Genomic DNA, 17,949 nt, shown 5'->3' with positions numbered 1-17,949 from the left:
TTAGAAGTACCCCTCGCGCTTGCGGTCTTCCATCGCGGCCTCGGACATCTTGTCGTCGGCGCGGGTCGCGCCGCGCTCGGTGAGCCGGGAGGCGGCGATCTCGGCGATCACGTCGTCCAGCGTCACCGCGTCGGAGTCGACGGCACCGGTGCAGGACATGTCACCGACGGTCCGGTAACGGACGAGACGTTTCTCGACCGTTTCCCCGTCCTTGGGCCCGCCCCACTCACCGGCGGTCAGCCACATGCCGGCGCGCTGGAACACCTCCCGCTCGTGCGCGAAGTAGATCTGCGGCAGCTCGATGCCCTCGCGGGCGATGTACTGCCAGACGTCGAGTTCGGTCCAGTTGCTGAGCGGGAAGACGCGCACGTGCTCGCCGGGCGCGTGCCGCCCGTTGTAGAGGTTCCACAGCTCGGGGCGCTGGCGGCGTGGGTCCCACTGGGAGAACTCGTCGCGCAGGGAGAACACCCGCTCCTTCGCGCGGGCCTTCTCCTCGTCCCGCCGGCCGCCGCCGAAGACGGCGTCGAACTTCTCCGACTGGATCTTCTCGGTCAGCGGAAGCGTCTGCAGCGGGTTACGCGTTCCGTCGGGCCGTTCCTTCAGCGCACCGCGGTCGATGTAGTCCTGCACGGAGGCCACATGGAGGCGCAGGCCGTGTGCGGCGACGACGCGGTCGCGGTACTCGAGCACCTCGGGGAAGTTGTGTCCGGTGTCCACGTGCAGCAGCGAGAAGGGGATCGCCGCCGGGGCGAACGCCTTCAGCGCGAGGTGCAGCATGACGATGGAGTCCTTGCCGCCGGAGAACAGGATCACCGGCCGCTCGAACTCACCCGCCACCTCACGGAAGATGTGCACCGCCTCGGACTCCAGCGAGTCCAGGTGGCTGAGGGCGTACGGGCTGGCCGTGCCCTCCTCGGTCTCGGCGACGGTCGTCGTCATGCCAGTCCCCTCTCGCTGAGCAGGGCGTACACCGACGCCGCGGACTCCTGCACGGTCTGGTCCTGGGACTCGATCCGCAGATCGGGCGCCTCGGGTGCCTCGTACGGGTCGTCGACCCCGGTGAGCCCGGTCAGCTCGCCCGCCGCCTGCTTGGCGTACAGGCCCTTCACGTCACGGACCGAGCACACCTCGACCGGAGTGGCCACATGCACCTCCAGGTAAGCGGTTCCGCCCTCCTGGTGCCGCCCCCGCACCGCCTCGCGGCTGTCCGCGTACGGCGCGATCACCGGAACAAGCGTTTTCACACCGTTACGGGCCAGCAACTCGGCCAGGAAACCGATGCGTTGCACGTTGATGTGCCGGTCCTCACGGCTGAAGCCGAGGCCCGCGGAGATGAACTCGCGGATCTCGTCGCCGTCGAGCACCTCGACGAGGTGGCCCTCCTCGCGCAGCCGGCCGGCCAGCTCCTGCGCGATGGTGGTCTTGCCGGCACTCGGCAGACCCGTGAGCCAGACGGTGGCTCCGGTCGTCACGTGGTTCTCCCGGTTCGTAGAAGTGGGGGTGGGCGTGGGCGTGTTCGTGGCGGTCGTGGTCATCGTGGTCAGCCGTGCAGCCCGCACTCGGTCTTCGCCCGGCCCGCCCAGCGCCCGGCGCGCGCGTCCTCGCCCTCCAGGACCCGGCGGGTGCAGGGGGCGCACCCGACGGACGCGTAACCGTCCATCAGCAGGGGGTTGGTCAGCACGCCGTGCTCGGTGACGTACGCGTCCACGTCGTCCTGGGTCCAGCGGGCGATGGGTGAGATCTTGACCTTCTGGCGCTTCTCGTCCCAGCCGACGACTGCAGTGTTCGCCCGGGTCGGGGACTCGTCGCGACGCAGACCGGTCGCCCAGGCCACGTAGTTGGTCAGCCCCTGCTCCAGCGGCTGCACCTTGCGCAGCTTGCAGCACAGGTCGGGGTCGCGGTCGTGCAGCTTCGGCCCGTACTCGGCGTCCTGCTCGGCGACCGTCTGACGCGGGGTGAGCGTGATGACGTTGACGTCCATCACGGCCTCGACCGCGTCCCGGGTGCCGATGGTCTCGGGGAAGTGGTAACCGGTGTCGAGGAACACCACGTCCACGCCGGGCATGGCGCGCGAGGCGAGGTGGGCGACCACCGCGTCCTCCATGGACGAGGTCACGCAGAAACGCTTGCCGAAGGTGTCGGCCGCCCACTGGAGGATCTCCAGCGCGGAGGCGTCCTCCAGGTCACGGCCCGCCTGCTCGGCGAGCGCCTTCAGGTCCTCGGCCGTCTGCTCTTCCTTCACCGCGGTCATATCTCGTCTCCCCCTGCTTCGGAGTGCTGAAGTCCACGGGCGAGCAGCCCGAGGAACTTCAGCTGAAAGGCGCGGTTGCACGCCGCGCATTCCCACGCGCCATGACCCTGCTCGCTGGGACGCAAGTCCTCGTCGCCGCAGTAGGGGCAGTAGAAAGGGGCGGCCCGCTCGCTCACGACAGGGCCTCCTCGGACGCACGCGAGGCCCAGGCGGCGAACCGCTCGCCCTCCTTGCGCTCGGCCTGGAACCGCTTGAGGACGCGCTCGACGTAGTCGGGCAGCTCCGCGGAGGTGACCTTCAGGCCACGCACCTTGCGGCCGAACCCGGCCTCCAGGCCGAGCGCGCCGCCCAGGTGCACCTGGTAGCCCTCGACCTGCTCGCCCTGGTCGTTGAGGACCAGCTGGCCCTTGAGACCGATGTCCGCGACCTGGATACGGGCGCAGGCGTTCGGGCAGCCGTTGAGGTTGATGGTGATCGGCTCGTCGAACTCCGGGATGCGGCGCTCCAGTTCGTCGATCAGCTGGGAGCCCCGCGCCTTGGTCTCGACGATGGCGAGCTTGCAGTACTCGATGCCGGTGCAGGCCATGGTGCCGCGCCTGAAGGGGGACGGCTTGGCCGTCAGATCCAGCGCCTCCAGCGCCTCGACCAGCGGCTCGACCTGCGCTTCCTCGACGTCGAGGACGATCATCTTCTGCTCGACGGTGGTACGGACCCGGCCCGAGCCGTGGGCCTCCGCGACCTCGGCGATCTTCGTGAGCGTGGCGCCGTCGACGCGGCCGACGCGCGGGGCGAAACCGACGTAGAAACGGCCGTCCTTCTGGCGGTGCACACCGACGTGGTCGCGCCAGCGGCCCGCGGGCTCGGCGGGCGCGGGGCCGTCGACCAGCTTCCGCTTCAGGTAGTCGTCCTCCAGGACCTGGCGGAACTTCTCCGGGCCCCAGTCGGCGACGAGGAACTTCAGACGGGCGCGCGTACGCAGGCGGCGGTAGCCCCAGTCGCGGAAGATGCCGACCACACCGGCCCACACCTGCGGCACCTCGTCCAGCGGCACCCAGGCGCCGAGCCGGACGCCGAGCTTGGGGTTGGTGGACAGGCCGCCGCCGACCCACAGATCGAAGCCGGGGCCGTGCTCGGGGTGCTGGACACCGACGAACGCGATGTCGTTGATCTCGTGGACGACGTCCAGGAGCGGGGAGCCGGAGATCGCCGTCTTGAACTTGCGCGGCAGGTTGGAGAACTCCTTGCTGCCGATGTACCGCTCGTGGATCTCGTCGATGGCGGACGTGCCGTCGATGATCTCGTCCTCGGCGATGCCGGCGACCGGCGAGCCGATGACCACCCGCGGGCAGTCGCCGCAGGCCTCGGTGGTGGACAGCCCGACGGCCTCCAGCCGGTTCCAGATCTCCGGCACGTCCTCGATGCGGATCCAGTGCAGCTGGATGTTCTGCCGGTCGGTGACGTCCGCGCTGCCGCGCGCGAACTCCTGCGAGATCTCGCCGATCACGCGCAGCTGCTGGGTGGTGAGGCGTCCGCCGTCGATCCGCACCCGCAGCATGAAGTACTTGTCGTCCAGCTCCTCCGGCTCCAGGATCGCGGTCTTGCCGCCGTCGATCCCGGGCTTGCGCTGGGTGTACAGGCCCCACCAGCGCATACGTCCACGAAGGTCGTTGGGGTCGATCGAGTCGAAGCCCCGCTTGGAGTAGATCGTCTCAATGCGTGTCCGCACATTGAGACCGTCGTCGTCCTTCTTGAACTGCTCGTTGCCGTTCAGCGGGGTGTGGTGCCCCGCGGCCCACTGGCCCTCACCGCGGTGACGGCTCACCTTGCGGCGGGGAGTCGCGGCGGCAGGGTTCTGCGGGGTGGCGGCCATGGTTGATACGTCCTTCGGGACAGGCGGGAGGGTCTCTGACCTGCGCGTACGGGCGCACGAAGACATACGTGCGCGGCGTTGCGCAGGGAGGAGGCGTAAAGCGTGCGGAAAGCGGCGGCGGTGCGGCTCAGCTCGCCGGACAGATGGCGCTGGACATGCGGCCGAGGTCGACGTGTCGCCGACTCACCAAGGCAATTCCAGTTCCGGACATGACGAAAGCGTGTCACGGCGATCTGGACACAGTCCAGCTTCGTCCGCGATGCGGACACCCTTGTCCCGAAATACGAGACAAGGGTGGCGTCGATCACATGCCGTGCGCGAGCTCTTGTCCGCGCAGGTCGCAGCGGGTATGAGCGGCGGGTCAGACCGGGAACGCGCCCGGCCAGGGTCCCGGTGCGGATACCTGGGGCTTTTCCTCGACCTCGGTGTCGAACAGCTTGAAACCGCGCCGCTGGTAGTTGTCCATGGCGTGCTCACCGTCCAGGCTGCACGTATGCAGCCACACCCGCTTGGTCTGCGGCAGCCCGGGCCAGCGGTCCGCGAGCTCCCATGCGCGGGCGGCGCCGTACGACAGCAGATGGCCGCCGATCCGCCGCCCCCGGAAAGCCGGGATCAGACCGAAGTAGACGATCTCCACGACTCCGTCGTCCTGCGGCTCCAACTCCACGTATCCGGCCGGAGTGCCCCGGTCGTACGCGACCCATGTCTCGACCCCCGGGCGCGCCAGGTGCTCCTGCCACTGCGCGTACGTCCAGCGCAGCCGGTCGATCCAGCGGATGTCCCCGCCGACGGACGCGTACAGGAAACGGCTGAACTCGGGGGAGGGGACCTCGGAGCGGACGATCCGGACGTCGTTCTCGGGCGCGGCGGCCGGCAGGAGGTCGGTCGGGTCGGTCTGCTCCAGGGACCAGGTGGTCACGGGAATGTTGGTCATGCCCGCCAGAGAATCATCTACCTGCTTGTTCTGTCGATCGACGCCAGGGGCAGTGCGAAGAGCACCCGCCCCGACTGGGTCCAGACCTCACCGGTCTCCGCCCAGTAGGAAAGGGACTCCGGGTGGGGACTCCAGCAGCTGTGGGTTTCCGCGGTACCGCACTTCGCGGCCCGTGCCCGGTCCGCCTTGCCGTCCACCTCGCCGTGCGCCCGACCGGCGGTCTGCCGCCACAACGTCCCGTGCGCGTCCTGCGGGCCGGCGGCGCGGGTCACGTACCACTGGGATCCGTACGACAGCACCCCTCGTACGCCCGTCACCTTCGTCTCGTACGCCTCCGAGGCCCCTACCCGCCCCGTGGCGCCGGCGGCGAGCAGCCCCGCGTGCCCGGGGGCGGTGCTGAAGGGGTAGCGCCACAGGCGGGCGCCCCGGTCGCCGTCGTCGAGGGTCCACTCCCCGGCCACCAGGCTGTCCGGCGCCGTGCTGCGGTCGAGGGAAACGGTTGCGGGGTGCGGGGCCCCGGAACCACCGCTCAGCTCATAGGAGCCGATGGCCGGCAGGACGAAGCGGTAACCGTTTGCCGACCAGCCGCCCGGGACCCGGCCGACCGCATCGCTCACGACGGTGGCGCGCTGGACCCGGTTCATGTCGTAGACGTACAGCGCGGTCCGCTGCCCGTCGTCGGCCGTGACCAGCAACTTGTCCTGATACCAGACCATCCCGGAGACATGGGAGACCAGACCTCGGTAGTCACGCCCGTCGGCGACCGGGACGGCGAGCAGGGCCCAGGTGTAGGAGAGGTGGTTCAGGTCTCCCGCGTTCACGAAGCCGACCCGGGCCAGGCCCCGGTCGGCAGCCGTGCCACCGCTGCGCGACCAGCCGGAGAGGATCACCCGGTTCGCACCCCAGGCGCCGTCGTCGTCCGCGTCCCCCGACGTGGTGACCGCGCCCGGCTGCCAGCCCTCGGTGTCGTCCGTGTTCCAGCAGTACGCACGGGTGGCGACGGGGGAGGCCGGCAGGGCCCTGCGTTCGGCGGGCGAACAGTCGATCGCGTCCCGCAGGGTGCGGTCGGCACCCTCCAACACCGCGCTGACGCCGACCGGCCGACCCATTCCCGCGGCGAGGCGGTTCAGGGAGGCCTGCGGCACCAGGTTCTCCGTCAGCCGCAGTTTCCCGGTGTCGGCCGTGGCGGTAAGCGGTTTCAGGGCGCCGGGACCGTCGTCGGTCACCGTCGCCTGGGAAGCGCTGATCATGGTGGCGGCAGCGGTGAGCGCGAGAGCCGTTCCGGACAGGAACGCGCGCAGTGCCCTGCCTCGCCTGCGCCGGCGGTGTCGGCCGCGATGCTTCATTCGTCCTCCCGAGGCGGGCCAACTGCGCCTGATGATCCGTACGTTGACCGAGGAGCAGGTGGGGTGACCCGTAGAGGGATGCTACGGCAGTCGGCCCCCGTGGAGGACGAAGACCCCGCAAATATGCGGAAGATGCCATCGGAAGAACTCCGGTGGGCCATGGTGGCCTACGGTGCCGACGTCCGGTTCCTCACCACGGCGGGCGCGGTCGAATGGGGCAACAGGCCCATCGGATCGGCCGGAAGGAGCACCTCGACCTCGGCATCCTCGCAGAAACGATACGGTTGGTGCTCCAGAAACCTGCCCAGATACCGCCGCACCCGAGACATCTCGGCCCGTACCGTCACCGTGCGGCCCGAGTCGCCGAACACGTCCTCGGCCAGGCCCGCCGCGCTGCGGCCGCCACGGTGCGTCGCCAGCAGGTAGAGCAACTCGGCGTGCCGGGGACTCAGCTCGTGCGACCACGACCCCGCACCCCCCGACACCGTCACCGACCAGCGCCGGGGCCGGGTCAAGTCCAGCACGATCCGGGTCGCGCCGCCCGGCAGCGGCTCGGCGGCGTCGGCCACGGACCGCACCAGCCAGCCCCCGGCCAGCGGCTCGATCGAGCACAACCCCAGCGTCGGCAGCCAGCGGCGACCCGGCGACGGCGACTTGGGCAGTGCGATCCGGCTCGCGTACGGCATCCCGGTCACCGCGGCCGTCCAGCCGTCCCCGTCCACCGCCGCCGCCCGGCCGCCGAGCCGGGCCAGCACCGGCGCCGCCACCGCACGCAGCCGTTCCAGCGAGTTCAGGTGCTTCTCCCGCAGCCTGGACTCGGCGAGCTTCGCCACCGAGTCGACCCAGGCGAGGGTGGCCGGATGCATCGTTTCCAGCGGGCCGCTGACATCGACCACGCCGAGGAGCCGGCCGTTGCGCGGGTCGGTGATCGGGGCGCCCGCGCAGGTCCAGGCCGCGTGCGAGCGCACGAAGTGCTCGGCGGCGAACACCTGTACGGGCCGACGCACCACCGCCGGCGTGCCCACCCCGTTGGTGCCGACCACCGCCTCGCCCCAGTCCGCGCCCAGTTCGAAACCGAGCCCGTCGGCCTTGCGCAGCACCGGGTTGCAGCCCTCGCGCCACAGCACCCGGCCCTCGTCATCGGCGACGACCATGATGTGGTGGGCGGCGTCAGCGACCGACAGCAACCCTTCCCGCAACACCGGCAACACTTCCCGCAACGGCGACTCCTCCCGCCGTCGCCGCACCTCGTCGGTGCTGAGCAGCCCTGCTCTGACATCATGCTCGGGATCGACACCGCTGCGCAGCAGCCGCTCCCAGGACTGCTCGATCACGGGACGCGGCGCGAGGCGCGCCGGCTGACCGGCCAGCCGGGCGTCGCGCACCTCGTTGAGCACCCGCGCCGCCCGCGCCGCGTCGACGGCCGCGAGCTGCGGCATGTTCATCGGTGGCATCGCCACTGGGCCTCCCGGGGAGCACACAGGCGGACAACCGGATGTCAAGCTTGTGCACCGCCTGTTTCCGGTCTTGCTGAAGGCCCCCATCTTGCCGCTCGCGCGGGACCGAGGGGCAGAGTCCGGACACAACCACCGACACGTTGCAACCCCCTGCAACCCTGGTGAACCTCCACAGGGTGTTTGAAACTTGAGCCACGTCGCCCCGAGCGGCGATTCTGGCCTCGCAGGGCCATTGCGGCGGGGGTGGTGCCGTGTCGGCGCAGCACCACCCCCGCTTCCTGTTTCCACACGTTTCTCAGGCCGGAGCGGTCAAAGCCGGGGCCGTGCCCGATCGACGACCGCCGCCAGGTCCAGGCTGTGGGGCAGCGTACCGAAGGCCGCACCCCCGTCCCCGCCCAGCCGCGAGGCGCAGAACGCGTCGGCGACCTCCGGCGGCGCGAATCGAACGAGCAGCGCACCCTGAAGCACCAGAGCGAAACGCTCCGCCAGCCGCCGGGCCCGCCCCTCGACGCCGTCCAGATCCGCCAGTTCCGTCAGCAGACCCTTGATCGCCCCGTCCAGCCGGTGATCGGCCCCACGCGCCCGACCCACCTCCTGGAGATACGCGTTCAACGCCTGCGGCTCCCGCTGCAGCGCCCGCAGCACATCCAGCGCCTGGACATTGCCGGCGCCCTCCCACACCGAGTTCAGCGGCGACTCACGCACCAGCCGGGGCATCCCCGACTCCTCCACGTAACCGTTTCCACCCAGGCATTCCGACGCCTCCACCGCCACCGGCGCACAGCGCTTGGTCACCCAGTACTTGGCCGCCGGAACCGCGATCCGCAGCAGCGCCCGCTCCTGCTCACCCCCGTCGTCGTAGGCCGCCGCCAGCCGCAGCGCGAGCGCGGTCGCCGCTTCCGACTCCAGCGCGAGGTCGGCCAGAACATTGCGCATCAACGGTTTGTCGACGAGCTTCCCGCCGAACGCCTCACGGTAGGTGCAGTGATGGATCGCCTGCGCCACCGCCTGCCGCATCAACCCCGCCGAACCCAGCACACAGTCCAGCCGCGTCGCCGCGACCATGTCGATGATCGTGCGCACCCCGCGCCCCTCCTCACCGACCCGTCGCGCCCACGTCCCGTCGAACTCGACCTCACCGGAGGCGTTGGACCGGTTCCCCAGCTTCTCCTTGAGCCGCTGGAGACGGAAAACGTTACGGGCACCGTCTTCGAGAACGCGCGGCACGAGGAAACACGTGAGCCCGCCTCCCTCCCGGAACGGCGCCGTCCGGGCAAGAACCAGGAAACCGTCCGACATCGGCGCCGAACAGAACCACTTGTGCCCGGTCAGCTCGTACGTCCCGTCCTCGGCGAGAGGAGTGGCGAGCGTCGTGCTCGCCCGTACGTCGCTGCCACCCTGTTTCTCCGTCATCCCCATCCCGAACAGCGCCCCCGCCTTCAGACGCGCCGGGCGCAGCTCACGGTCGTAGATCGTGGACGTCAGCCGGGGCTCCCACTCGGCCGCCAGCTCCGGATCGGTGCGCAGCGCGGGCACCGCCGCATGGGTCATCGACAACGGACAGCCGTTGCCCGCCTCGACCTGCGTCCACACCAGGAATCCCGCCGCCCGCCGCACATGCCCGCCCGGCCGCCCCCAGGCATTCGTCAGCTGCGCCCCGACACCCTTGCCGAGCAGCCGGTGCCACGCCGGATGAAAGTCGACCTCGTCGACGCGATGGCCGTAACGGTCGTGCGTGCGCAGTTTCGGCGGATACTCGTTGGCCTGCACCGCCCACTCCTGCAACTGCGCCGATCCGGCCGCCCTCCCGAGCGCCGACAACTCGCCGCGCGCCTCGTCGAGCAGCTCCGGATCCAGGTGCCGCTCCACGGCAGCCACCAGTGCCTGGTCGGTGCCGTAGATGTCGTACCCGGTCAGGGGCGGGGGCTGGTTGGTCACGGTGTGCGTGCTGCCTGCCATAGCTGGAACCTACCCCCGGGTACTGCGGTCATGGCCATCCGGAAGCCGCGCGCCGCCTCTCGATCCGGGGACGCGGCCTTGCCGGAGGTGAGTGCAGCCCCGAACGGCGGATACCTTTAGGGCGTGCAGCCAGCAAGTCAGTCACCCGAGCAACCCGGGAGCCCCACCGGGCGTCTCCACCGGGCGCGCGCCCTTTACCGGAACGTTTCCAAGCGCCGGACCGCCTGGCTGCTGTTGAAGGACACCGTCAACTCCTGCATCGAGTACCGCATCCTCGGCCTCGCCGCCGAAGCCGCCTTCTTCACGTTGCTGTCCGTGCCGCCCCTGCTGCTCAGCCTCATCGGTCTGCTCGGCTACGTCGACGACTGGACCGGCACCGACAGCATCAGCAGCCTGGAGAACAACCTCCTCGAGGCCTCGCGCACGGTCCTGTCCGACAAGGGCGTCCGACAGATCGCCCAGCCGATCCTCGACGACGTGATGAAGGGCGGCCGTCCCGACGTCATCTCCATCGGGTTCCTGTTCGCACTTTGGTCGGGCTCGCGTGCGGTAAACGTTTTCATCGACACGATCACCGTGATGTACGGCCTCGACGGCGTGCGCGGCATCGTCAAGACGCGGCTGGTTGCGTTCCTGCTGTTCGTGGCGGCCCTGCTGATCGGTTCCATCGCGCTGCCGCTGATGGTGGCAGGCCCGGACGCGGTGGTGGGGATCGTGCCCTGGTCGACGACCGTGGTGCAGGTCCTGTACTGGCCGGTCGTGATCGTCCTGTCCGTCGCGTTCCTGACCACGCTCTACCACGTCTCCGTGCCGGTGCGCTCCCCGTGGATCGAGGATGTGCCCGGCGCGCTCGTCGCCCTCGCCATGTGGGTGCTGGGCAGTTTCCTGCTGCGCATCTACCTGACGAACACGATCGAGGGCGCCACCATCTACGGCTCCCTCGCCGCCGCCGTCGCCGTACTGCTGTGGATCGGGGTGTCCGCCTTCGCCGTGCTGGTCGGCGCCGCCGTCAACGCCGCGATCGACCGCGTCTGGCCGGCCGCCGCGACGGCTGCGGCGCGCGCCGCCAACGAACGGCTGCGGCAGGAGGAGGCGGAGGAGTACGTCGCCCGCATGGCGGCGATCCGCTCCCACGAGGAGGACGACCCCGACGACCCCGACATGCCGTCCGAGTTCCCCGAGAGATGGTCCCGTTTCCTTCCGCCGGAGGACGTGACGGGACGGTTCCGGACACATGTGAAGAGCTCTTTGAAAGGCCACGGTGGGCACGGGGGCCACGGTGGCAGCACTGGTAACGGCGGAACCGGCGGAACCGGCGGAACCGGCGGAACCGGCGGAACCGGCGGAAACGGCGGAACCGGCGGAAACGGCGGAAACGGCGGGGGCACTGGAAACAGCGGTAACGGGGAGGAACAGCCCCCGGAGCGGTAAGCGCTTTCCCGCTGTGTGCGAGGAGGCGTGACTTCGTACCGTGGGCTCGGTTCGTGGCGGCGTAACCTGGCGTACGTGTACGAGGAGAGGGCCTCCCGGCTGGCCGGGGCGGTGGTGTGGACGAACACGCCGTCGGCGGCGTTCCTCATGCTTCCCGTACTGCCCGATGGGTGCATGGACCTGTTGTGGAGCGAGGGCAGGCTACTGGTCGCCGGACCGGACACCCGGGCTCACACCCCCGAAGGCCCGCCCGCGCCCTGGGCGGGCATCCGTCTCTATCCCGGCATGGCGCCCACCCTCCTCGGCGTACCCGCCCACGAACTGCGCGACCGGCGCGTGGAGTTGGCCGATCTCTGGCCGGCGTCGGAGGTACGGCGCCTGAGTGCCCGAGTCGCTGCGGCGGCGCACCCGGCGACGGCACTGGAGGCACTGGCGCTGGAGCGGGCCGCTGCGCCCGACCCCGCACTGCGTCGACTGGTCACCGCGCTCGCGGCGGGCCGTCCGGTGGCCGCCACAGCGGACGAACTCGGCCTCGGCGCCCGCCAGTTGCACCGCCGCTCGCTGGCCGCCTTCGGCTACGGCCCCAAGACACTGGCCCGGATCCTGCGCCTGCAACGCGCACTCGCGCTGGTCCGCAAGGGCGTGCCGTACGCGGACACGGCGGCCCGCGCCGGTTACGCCGACCAGGCCCATCTGTCCCGAGACATACGGGAGTTCACGGGCCGGACACTGGGCGACCTGCTGCGTCAGGGATCCGGGCTGCCCACTGCGCGAGGAAGCACACGTACAGCGTCGTGACGCCGACGTGCCGCGTCAGGGCCCCGACCTACTGGGCCAGCGGTGCGAAGAGGTCGACGCCGTTGCCGTCGGGATCGTGCACGACGGCGTACCGCTGGCCCCAGAAGGCGTTCCACGGCTTCAGCTCGCCCGGGTGACCGGCGCCCACCAGCTCCTCGTACACGGCGTCCACCTCCTCGGGTGTGGCACAGCGCAGCGCGAGCGACGCCCGGCCGCCTCCGGACGGCGGCCGCCACGTCGGGTGGAACGAACGGACGGTTTCCTCGGTGTCCAGCAACAGCCGCAGCCCACCGGGCAGTTCGGCCTCGGTGTGCGGCTCTCGCTCCGCACCTTCAGGGAAGGCGAACCCGAGCCGACGGTAGAAGGAAACGGAGGCGACCATGTCGGAGACGACCAGGCCGATGGCATCAAATCGTGGACTCATACGGCCACGGTAGGCAGGACCGGTGCAGCCGGTCTTGAAGGAAACGGACGTCCGGCCCGGAGACAGCGGCCTCGCAGGTCAGGTGAATGTCACCGGGCCGTTGGGCGTGTCCACCGTGAACGAGAAACCCGCCGGGCCCTCGGTGAGGGTGAGGTCGGTGCCGACGGCGCTCAGCAGGGGGCGTACGTCGTCGGGGTCCGGGGCGGTCGCGGTCAGCTCCAGCAGGGGACTGACGGGCAGGCCCGAGGCGGAGGGGTGGGGCGTGGTGCCCCAGTCGATGAGGAAGGGCACCACACCGGACGGGTGCGGGGAGCCGCCGTCGGTCAGCCGCCATCGAAGCAGGGTGCCGTCCGGACGACGTCGGCTCATCTCCCGTACCTCGCCGGTGTCGTAGCCCCGGGCGCGGGCGGCCGCGACTGCCGCGTCCAGATCGGGTGGGCTGATCGCCCAGGTGGTCGTCCGGGCCGCCGCCAACACGTCCGTCCCGAAGGGGCGCGCATGGGACGGCACGGGCTGCTCCGGATCCGGGCCGATGATCTCCAGGTAGGCACAACCACCCAGGCCCACCAGGTAGTTGCGGGTGCCCAGCCCGACGTGCACTCCGCCCGGTGCCGGGGTCAGTCCCGTGCGTCGGGCGAACTCGGCGACCGTCGTCGCCAGGTCGGGCGTTGCGAGGACGATGTGATCGAGGTGTGCGGGAATGGTGTTCATCCCGTCCGAGCGTACGCGCCCGGCCGGTGCCGTTGCCCTTTGCGTCCCGGTACGGCTGTGAAACCGCAGGGGAAACGGAGACCCTGACTGAACTCGGACTGAACTCGGCTTTCCCATAAGGGCATTGGGCTCTGGCAGATCGTCAGCTCCGCGGTGGCGCCGTGCTCGCCCGCTGTACGAGCCGCGTCGACAGCTCCGTCCGCGTTCCCTCCGGACGCTCTCCGGCCATCATCCGCACCAGCAGCCGCAGGGCCGTCGCCGCCATCTCCGCCAACGGCTGACGGACGGTGGTGAGGGCGGGCGTGGCCCACCGGGACTCCGGCAGGTCGTCGAACCCGACCACGCTGACGTCGTAGGGGATCCTCAACCCCCGTTCCGCCAGGGCCTGGTAGACCCCGAGGGCCATGCGGTCGGAGCAGACGAAGACGGCCGTCGGCGGCTCGGGCAGCTCGAGCAGTTCATGCATGCGTCGGTGCGCGACGGACTCGTCGAAGCCTCCGTTGCGCAGGTATTCGGGGCGCTGCGCGAGCCCGGCCGAGGCCAGCGCCGAGCGGTAGCCGGCGACCCGGGCGCTGCTGCACATCCTGCGGCGCGGGCCGGCGATCACGGCGATGCGTTCGTGGCCGAGCGCCAGCAGATGCTCGGTCGCCGTCACCCCGCCCTGCCAGTTCGCCGCCCCCACCGACACCACCCCGGACGGCGGCTCGATCACCGGGTCGATCATCACGAAGGGTGTGCGGTGCTGCTGCAGCCAGGCGAACTGAGAGGCCGTCAACTCGGCCAGATTGAACAGGACTCCGGCCGAACCCCGCACGGTCAGCTTGTCCAGCCAGCCGCGCTGCGGGCGGCCGGCACGGGTGCGGGACAAGGCGGCCGAGACGACCACGTCCAGACCCGCGTCGTACGCCGCCTCCTCCACGCCGTGCAGCACCGCGCCCGACCAGGAACTGTCCAGCGAGTGCACGACGAGGTCGACCAGCCGGGGCGGCTTCGTCGCGTCGAAGCGCGGTCTGCGTACATAGCCGAGCCGGTCCAGCGCCTCCGTGACCCGGCGTCGGGTCTCGGGGGCGACGTCCTCCCGGCCGTTGACCACCTTGGAAGCGGTCGGTACGGACACCCCCGCCTCGCGGGCCACGACCGCCAGGGTCGGCCCGGCCGCCACGCTCGCGCTCGCCGTGTGCACCATTGGGAACCACCTCTCCGGCCCGCCCGAGGGCCAGCGAAAGTTCGACCAGCACCCTTTCGGAGCCGATCCGGCAACAGGCGGCTCGCAGAAAGCGCTTGCTATCCTAGGTGTGCCACAGCCTGACGTGAAGACACCGGGAAACACGGGATCTTGTGGCGGTGACTTTCGAAACCCGCCGGAGCTCAGGCGGGCGTGCAGGTCAGCCGGAAGTCCCGGAAGTCCGCGGTGAAGACGGCGTCGACCAGGTCCCGGACGTGGATCCCGGCCAGGGTGCCGGTGAAACGCAGCCGTCCGCCATGGTCGTCCGACAGCCGGCCGGCGTCCAGCGACGGCCCGACCGGCGTGCGCACCCCGTCGCGCAGGTACCAGAAACGCGCTTCCGCGCCGTCCACCGTGACGCCCAGCGTGACCGGCACGCTGGCGTCGACGTCCACGACCGCCGCCTGCCGCGCACCCTTCTCGTCGCGCTCCACCAGGCTGAGGACCGTCCGTCCCCTGCCCTCCCACTGCTGGCCGCGCTGCGGCTCGCCCGCGGGCTCCGCCCAGGTCAGGTCGAGGGAGAGATACGCCTGCGCGTCGTAGCGGAGGATCAGGCCGGCGGCCTGCGTGAAGGTGAACGGACGTGCGTCCACGGTCACTTGGGCCGTGGACCGGTGTTCGGTGAGACGCTGGGCGAGCAGGCTCTGCGCCCAGCGGGACTCGGGACCGTGCCGGCCACGCAGGCGGATCCACCCGGGACGGGAGGCGACGTCCGCCCAGGAGGGATCGGGCGGTTCGCGCAGGGTGCTCCAGGGCCAGCCCAGCGGGTCGTCGGAGGAAGAGGGTGGGGGAGTCCCGTATGGACTGTCCGGTATCTCGACCTCGACCGACGGATGCCAACCGCCCTGCCTGAGCCGCGGTCTGCCCGCCGCGTCCCAGGTCACCGCCTGGATCGCGGTCTCCCGGCCGAGGGTGCAGCGGGGGCCGTTCGGCGTTCTCAGCGGGCGGGCCGTGAGGTGGCTCAGGAACCACTCGCCGTCCGGCGTCTGCACCAGCTCGGCGTGTCCCGCCTTCTGCAGCGGCAGCCCCGGATCGTCGCGCGAGGTGAGCAGGGGGCGGCCGTCGAGTTCGTACGGGCCGGTGAGAGAGCGACTGCGGGCCGTGCGGACGCCGTGCTCAAAACCCGTTCCACCCTCGGCGAGGACGAGGTGGTACCAGCCGCCGCGGTTGAGCAACTTCGGTCCCTCGACGAGCCGTTCGTGCTGGAGGAGAAGGTGCGTGTCGCCGAGCGGGGCGAGTGTGTCGCGGTCCAACTCCGTCAGGACGATGCCCGCGAAGCGCTTGCCGCCCGGGCGGTGGTCGTTCTGGAGGTTGAGCAGCCAGAGCCGGCCTTCTTCGTGGAAGAGGGCGGGATCGAAACCGTGACTGGTGACGCGGCGCGGCGGCGTCCAGGGGCCGCGCACGTCGGTGGCCGTGGTGACGTAGGTGTCCTGGTCGAAGTACGGCGTCCCGACGGACCGTACGACCGCGTAGACCATCCAGAACCGCTCGCCGTCCCAGCTCAGCGACGGCGCCCAGATGCCGCCCGAGTCGGGGACGCCGGCCAACGTCCCCCCGGGGGCGGCTCCTTCGACATGGCCCGCGTACTCCCAGTGGGCCAGATCGTGCGAGCTGTGGATCGGGATCGTCGGGAACCACTCGAAGGAACTGGTCGCCACGTAGTAGCGGTCGCCGACCCGGATCAGGGACGGATCGGGCGCGAAACCGCGGATCACGGGGTTGTGCAGAACGGTCACTTCAGCGCTCCCAGCGTGACGCCGGTCCTCCAGTAGCGACGCATCGCGATCATCATGATCGCCATCGGCACGATGGACAGCAGTGCGCCGGTCAGGACCAGGCTCGTGACGTCCACGCCCGATTCCAGGCGCTTGCCGCTCCAGTTGTACAGGCCGATGTTGAGCGTCCAGTTCTTCTCGCCGCGCAGCACGGTCAGCGGCAGGAAGAAGGCGTTCCAGGTGTTGACGAAGGCCAGCAGGAAGACCGTGGCGCCGCCCGTCGTCATCATCCGCAGGACGATGCTGAAGAAGATCCGCAGCTCACCGGCGCCGTCGAGGCGGGCCGCCTCCAGGAGTTCGTAGGGAATCGTGGCCTCGGTGTAGACCTTGGCGAGGTACACGCTGAACGGGTTGATCAGGCAGGGGATCAGCATCGCCCAGGGGGTGTCGACCAGGCCGATCTCCGAGAACATGAGGTAGAGCGGAAGGGTGAGCAGCGCGATCGGGATCAGGAACGAACCCACCACGCTCGCGAACACCACGTTGCGGCCGGGAAAGTCGAAACGGGCCAGGCCGTAGCCCGTGGCGAGGGCGATCAGCGTTCCGCCCAGGGAGCCGACCCCCGCGTACAGCAGGGAGTTGGCGGTCCAGCGCAGGAAGATGCCGTCCTCGTACGTGAACACCTGGTGCAGGTTGTCCCACAGGTGCCAGCCGGAGAACCACAGTCCGTTGCTCTGGTAGAGGCCGACGCGGTCCTTGGTGGCGGCGACGATCAGCCACCACACGGGGAACAGGCTGTAGGCGCTGGCCAGGACGAGTCCGACGAGCAGGAAGCGCTGGCCGCCGCGCGAGCGAGCGGCCGGGTCCGGGCGGGTCCGGCGGCGGACGGCCGGCGCCGGGGGCTTGTCGGGCTTCTCGGCGCGGTTTTCGGTGAGCGTCATCAGTCGGCCTCCCTCGAGGTCAGCCGGTAGAAGAGGAAGGAGGCCACGCCGAGGATGAGGGCGAGCAGCACCGACAGGGTCGCGGCGTAGTGGTAGTTGCCGGCGTTGAACGCCTGGTTGTAGATGATCATGATCGGGGTGAAGCTGTCGTTCACCGTCTGCGGGGTGACGTTCCTGAACAGCGCCGGCTCGTTGAAGATCTGCAGCATCTGGATGATGGACAGCAGGCCGGTCAGGACGAGCGCGCCGCGCACGTAGGGGACCTTGATGCTGCGCGCGATCCGCAGCTCGGAGGCCCCGTCGAGCCTGGCGGCCTCGAACAGGTCGCGGGGCACGGCCTGCAGCGCCGAGTAGATGATCACCATGTTGTAGCCGATGCCGTGCCAGGTGAGCAGGTTGCCGATGGACGGCCAGACCATGGACGGCGTGAAGAAGTTCCAGTCGAACCCGAACAGCTTGCCCAGCGGGGTCAGCGGGCCGACGTCGGGGCTGTAGAGGTTGATCCACACGATCGCCGCGACCACCCCCGGGATCATGTACGGCACCAGGAGCAGGATCCGGAACCGGCCGGCCGCGCGCGAGGTGAGCGCGTCCAGGAGCAGCGCCAGTACGAGGCTGATGAACAGCATCACGGGGATCTGCACGCAGGCGAACAGCACCACGCGCAGGATGGACGTCAGGAACGCCGAGTCCGTCAGGCCGTGCCGGTAGTTGTCGAAGCCGGAGAACTCCTCCGTGGCGCCGCCCAGACCGAGCCCGGACTGCTGGGTGCGGAACAGGGACTGGTAGACGGCGTAGCCGATCGGGACCAGGTAGAGGAACACGAAGCCGAGCTGGAAGGGCACCGTGAAGGCGGCGCCCTTCCAGCGCAGGGAGCGAATCATCGA

Annotated in this window: 18 protein-coding genes; 2 read left to right on the top strand and 16 right to left on the bottom strand. The window is 70.2% G+C overall.

Translation table 11 applies throughout. The annotated features are described in order from the left end of the window. The 10 genes from cysD to ACIBTS_RS08760 all read right to left on the bottom strand — a co-directional run bounded on the left by cysD (position 1) and on the right by ACIBTS_RS08760 (position 9,817). Positions 1 to 939 (bottom strand): sulfate adenylyltransferase subunit CysD, encoded by a 939-nt coding sequence (cysD, locus tag ACIBTS_RS08805; RefSeq protein ID WP_319673251.1) that lies wholly within the window; start codon positions 937 to 939, stop codon positions 1 to 3. Next, a complete protein-coding gene (cysC, locus tag ACIBTS_RS08800) occupies positions 936 to 1,535 on the bottom strand; it encodes an adenylyl-sulfate kinase (protein ID WP_399317693.1) in 600 nt (199 codons plus the stop codon). Before cysC ends, cysD begins: the two co-directional genes overlap by 4 nt. 5 nt (positions 1,536 to 1,540) lie before the next feature. Then, positions 1,541 to 2,251, bottom strand: a complete 711-nt coding sequence (locus tag ACIBTS_RS08795) for a phosphoadenylyl-sulfate reductase (protein WP_399317692.1) — start codon at positions 2,249 to 2,251, stop codon at positions 1,541 to 1,543. After that, positions 2,248 to 2,427 (bottom strand): hypothetical protein, encoded by a 180-nt coding sequence (locus ACIBTS_RS08790; RefSeq protein ID WP_030940226.1) that lies wholly within the window; start codon positions 2,425 to 2,427, stop codon positions 2,248 to 2,250. The genes ACIBTS_RS08795 and ACIBTS_RS08790 overlap by 4 nt, the downstream gene beginning before the upstream one ends. Then, complete coding sequence (locus tag ACIBTS_RS08785; RefSeq protein WP_399317690.1) at positions 2,424 to 4,121, bottom strand: nitrite/sulfite reductase; 1,698 nt, start codon at positions 4,119 to 4,121, stop codon at positions 2,424 to 2,426. Before ACIBTS_RS08785 ends, ACIBTS_RS08790 begins: the two co-directional genes overlap by 4 nt. Positions 4,122 to 4,248: 127 nt before the next feature. Then, complete coding sequence (locus tag ACIBTS_RS08780; protein WP_309486338.1) at positions 4,249 to 4,332, bottom strand: putative leader peptide; 84 nt, start codon at positions 4,330 to 4,332, stop codon at positions 4,249 to 4,251. Positions 4,333 to 4,482: 150 nt separating this feature from the next. Next, positions 4,483 to 5,055 (bottom strand): GNAT family N-acetyltransferase, encoded by a 573-nt coding sequence (locus ACIBTS_RS08775; protein ID WP_399317688.1) that lies wholly within the window; start codon positions 5,053 to 5,055, stop codon positions 4,483 to 4,485. A gap of 17 nt (positions 5,056 to 5,072) precedes the next feature. After that, positions 5,073 to 6,401, bottom strand: coding sequence for a hypothetical protein (locus ACIBTS_RS08770; RefSeq protein ID WP_399317686.1), 1,329 nt, complete (start codon positions 6,399 to 6,401; stop codon positions 5,073 to 5,075). A gap of 167 nt (positions 6,402 to 6,568) precedes the next feature. Then, complete coding sequence (locus ACIBTS_RS08765) at positions 6,569 to 7,846, bottom strand: GAF domain-containing protein (RefSeq protein WP_399317684.1); 1,278 nt, start codon at positions 7,844 to 7,846, stop codon at positions 6,569 to 6,571. A gap of 321 nt (positions 7,847 to 8,167) precedes the next feature. Further along, a complete protein-coding gene (locus tag ACIBTS_RS08760) occupies positions 8,168 to 9,817 on the bottom strand; it encodes an acyl-CoA dehydrogenase family protein (RefSeq protein ID WP_399317681.1) in 1,650 nt (549 codons plus the stop codon). A gap of 123 nt (positions 9,818 to 9,940) precedes the next feature. On the opposite strand from ACIBTS_RS08760, the gene ACIBTS_RS08755 reads away from it, so the two are divergent. Both ACIBTS_RS08755 and ACIBTS_RS08750 read left to right on the top strand, forming a co-directional pair. Continuing rightward, on the top strand, positions 9,941 to 11,248 hold the full coding sequence (locus ACIBTS_RS08755) for a YihY/virulence factor BrkB family protein (RefSeq protein WP_399317680.1): 1,308 nt from the start codon (positions 9,941 to 9,943) through the stop codon (positions 11,246 to 11,248). Between the two features lie 75 nt (positions 11,249 to 11,323). Continuing rightward, positions 11,324 to 12,046 (top strand): helix-turn-helix domain-containing protein, encoded by a 723-nt coding sequence (locus tag ACIBTS_RS08750; protein ID WP_399317976.1) that lies wholly within the window; start codon positions 11,324 to 11,326, stop codon positions 12,044 to 12,046. Positions 12,047 to 12,074: 28 nt separating this feature from the next. On the opposite strand, the gene ACIBTS_RS08745 is transcribed toward ACIBTS_RS08750, so the two are convergent. The 6 genes from ACIBTS_RS08745 to ACIBTS_RS08720 all read right to left on the bottom strand — a co-directional run bounded on the left by ACIBTS_RS08745 (position 12,075) and on the right by ACIBTS_RS08720 (position 17,946). After that, positions 12,075 to 12,470, bottom strand: coding sequence for a VOC family protein (locus ACIBTS_RS08745; protein WP_399317678.1), 396 nt, complete (start codon positions 12,468 to 12,470; stop codon positions 12,075 to 12,077). Between the two features lie 78 nt (positions 12,471 to 12,548). After that, complete coding sequence (locus ACIBTS_RS08740) at positions 12,549 to 13,181, bottom strand: VOC family protein (RefSeq protein ID WP_399317676.1); 633 nt, start codon at positions 13,179 to 13,181, stop codon at positions 12,549 to 12,551. Positions 13,182 to 13,323: 142 nt separating this feature from the next. Continuing rightward, positions 13,324 to 14,367 (bottom strand): LacI family DNA-binding transcriptional regulator, encoded by a 1,044-nt coding sequence (locus ACIBTS_RS08735; protein ID WP_399317674.1) that lies wholly within the window; start codon positions 14,365 to 14,367, stop codon positions 13,324 to 13,326. A gap of 182 nt (positions 14,368 to 14,549) precedes the next feature. Beyond that, positions 14,550 to 16,142 carry a family 43 glycosylhydrolase gene (locus ACIBTS_RS08730; protein ID WP_399317672.1) on the bottom strand — a complete coding sequence of 531 codons (1,593 nt, stop codon included), beginning with the start codon at positions 16,140 to 16,142 and terminating at the stop codon, positions 14,550 to 14,552. Continuing rightward, on the bottom strand, positions 16,139 to 17,062 hold the full coding sequence (locus ACIBTS_RS08725) for a carbohydrate ABC transporter permease (RefSeq protein ID WP_399317670.1): 924 nt from the start codon (positions 17,060 to 17,062) through the stop codon (positions 16,139 to 16,141). The genes ACIBTS_RS08730 and ACIBTS_RS08725 overlap by 4 nt, the downstream gene beginning before the upstream one ends. Continuing rightward, positions 17,062 to 17,946, bottom strand: a complete 885-nt coding sequence (locus ACIBTS_RS08720; RefSeq protein WP_399317668.1) for a carbohydrate ABC transporter permease — start codon at positions 17,944 to 17,946, stop codon at positions 17,062 to 17,064. Before ACIBTS_RS08720 ends, ACIBTS_RS08725 begins: the two co-directional genes overlap by 1 nt. Positions 17,947 to 17,949: the final 3 nt, after the last annotated feature.

This window comes from Streptomyces sp. NPDC050121, assembly GCF_044460385.1.
GTDB classification, from domain to species: Bacteria; Actinomycetota; Actinomycetes; order Streptomycetales; family Streptomycetaceae; genus Streptomyces; species Streptomyces soliscabiei.
The sequence above is the reverse complement of the archived record's forward strand: the minus strand, read 5'-3'. Positions and strand labels throughout refer to the sequence as shown.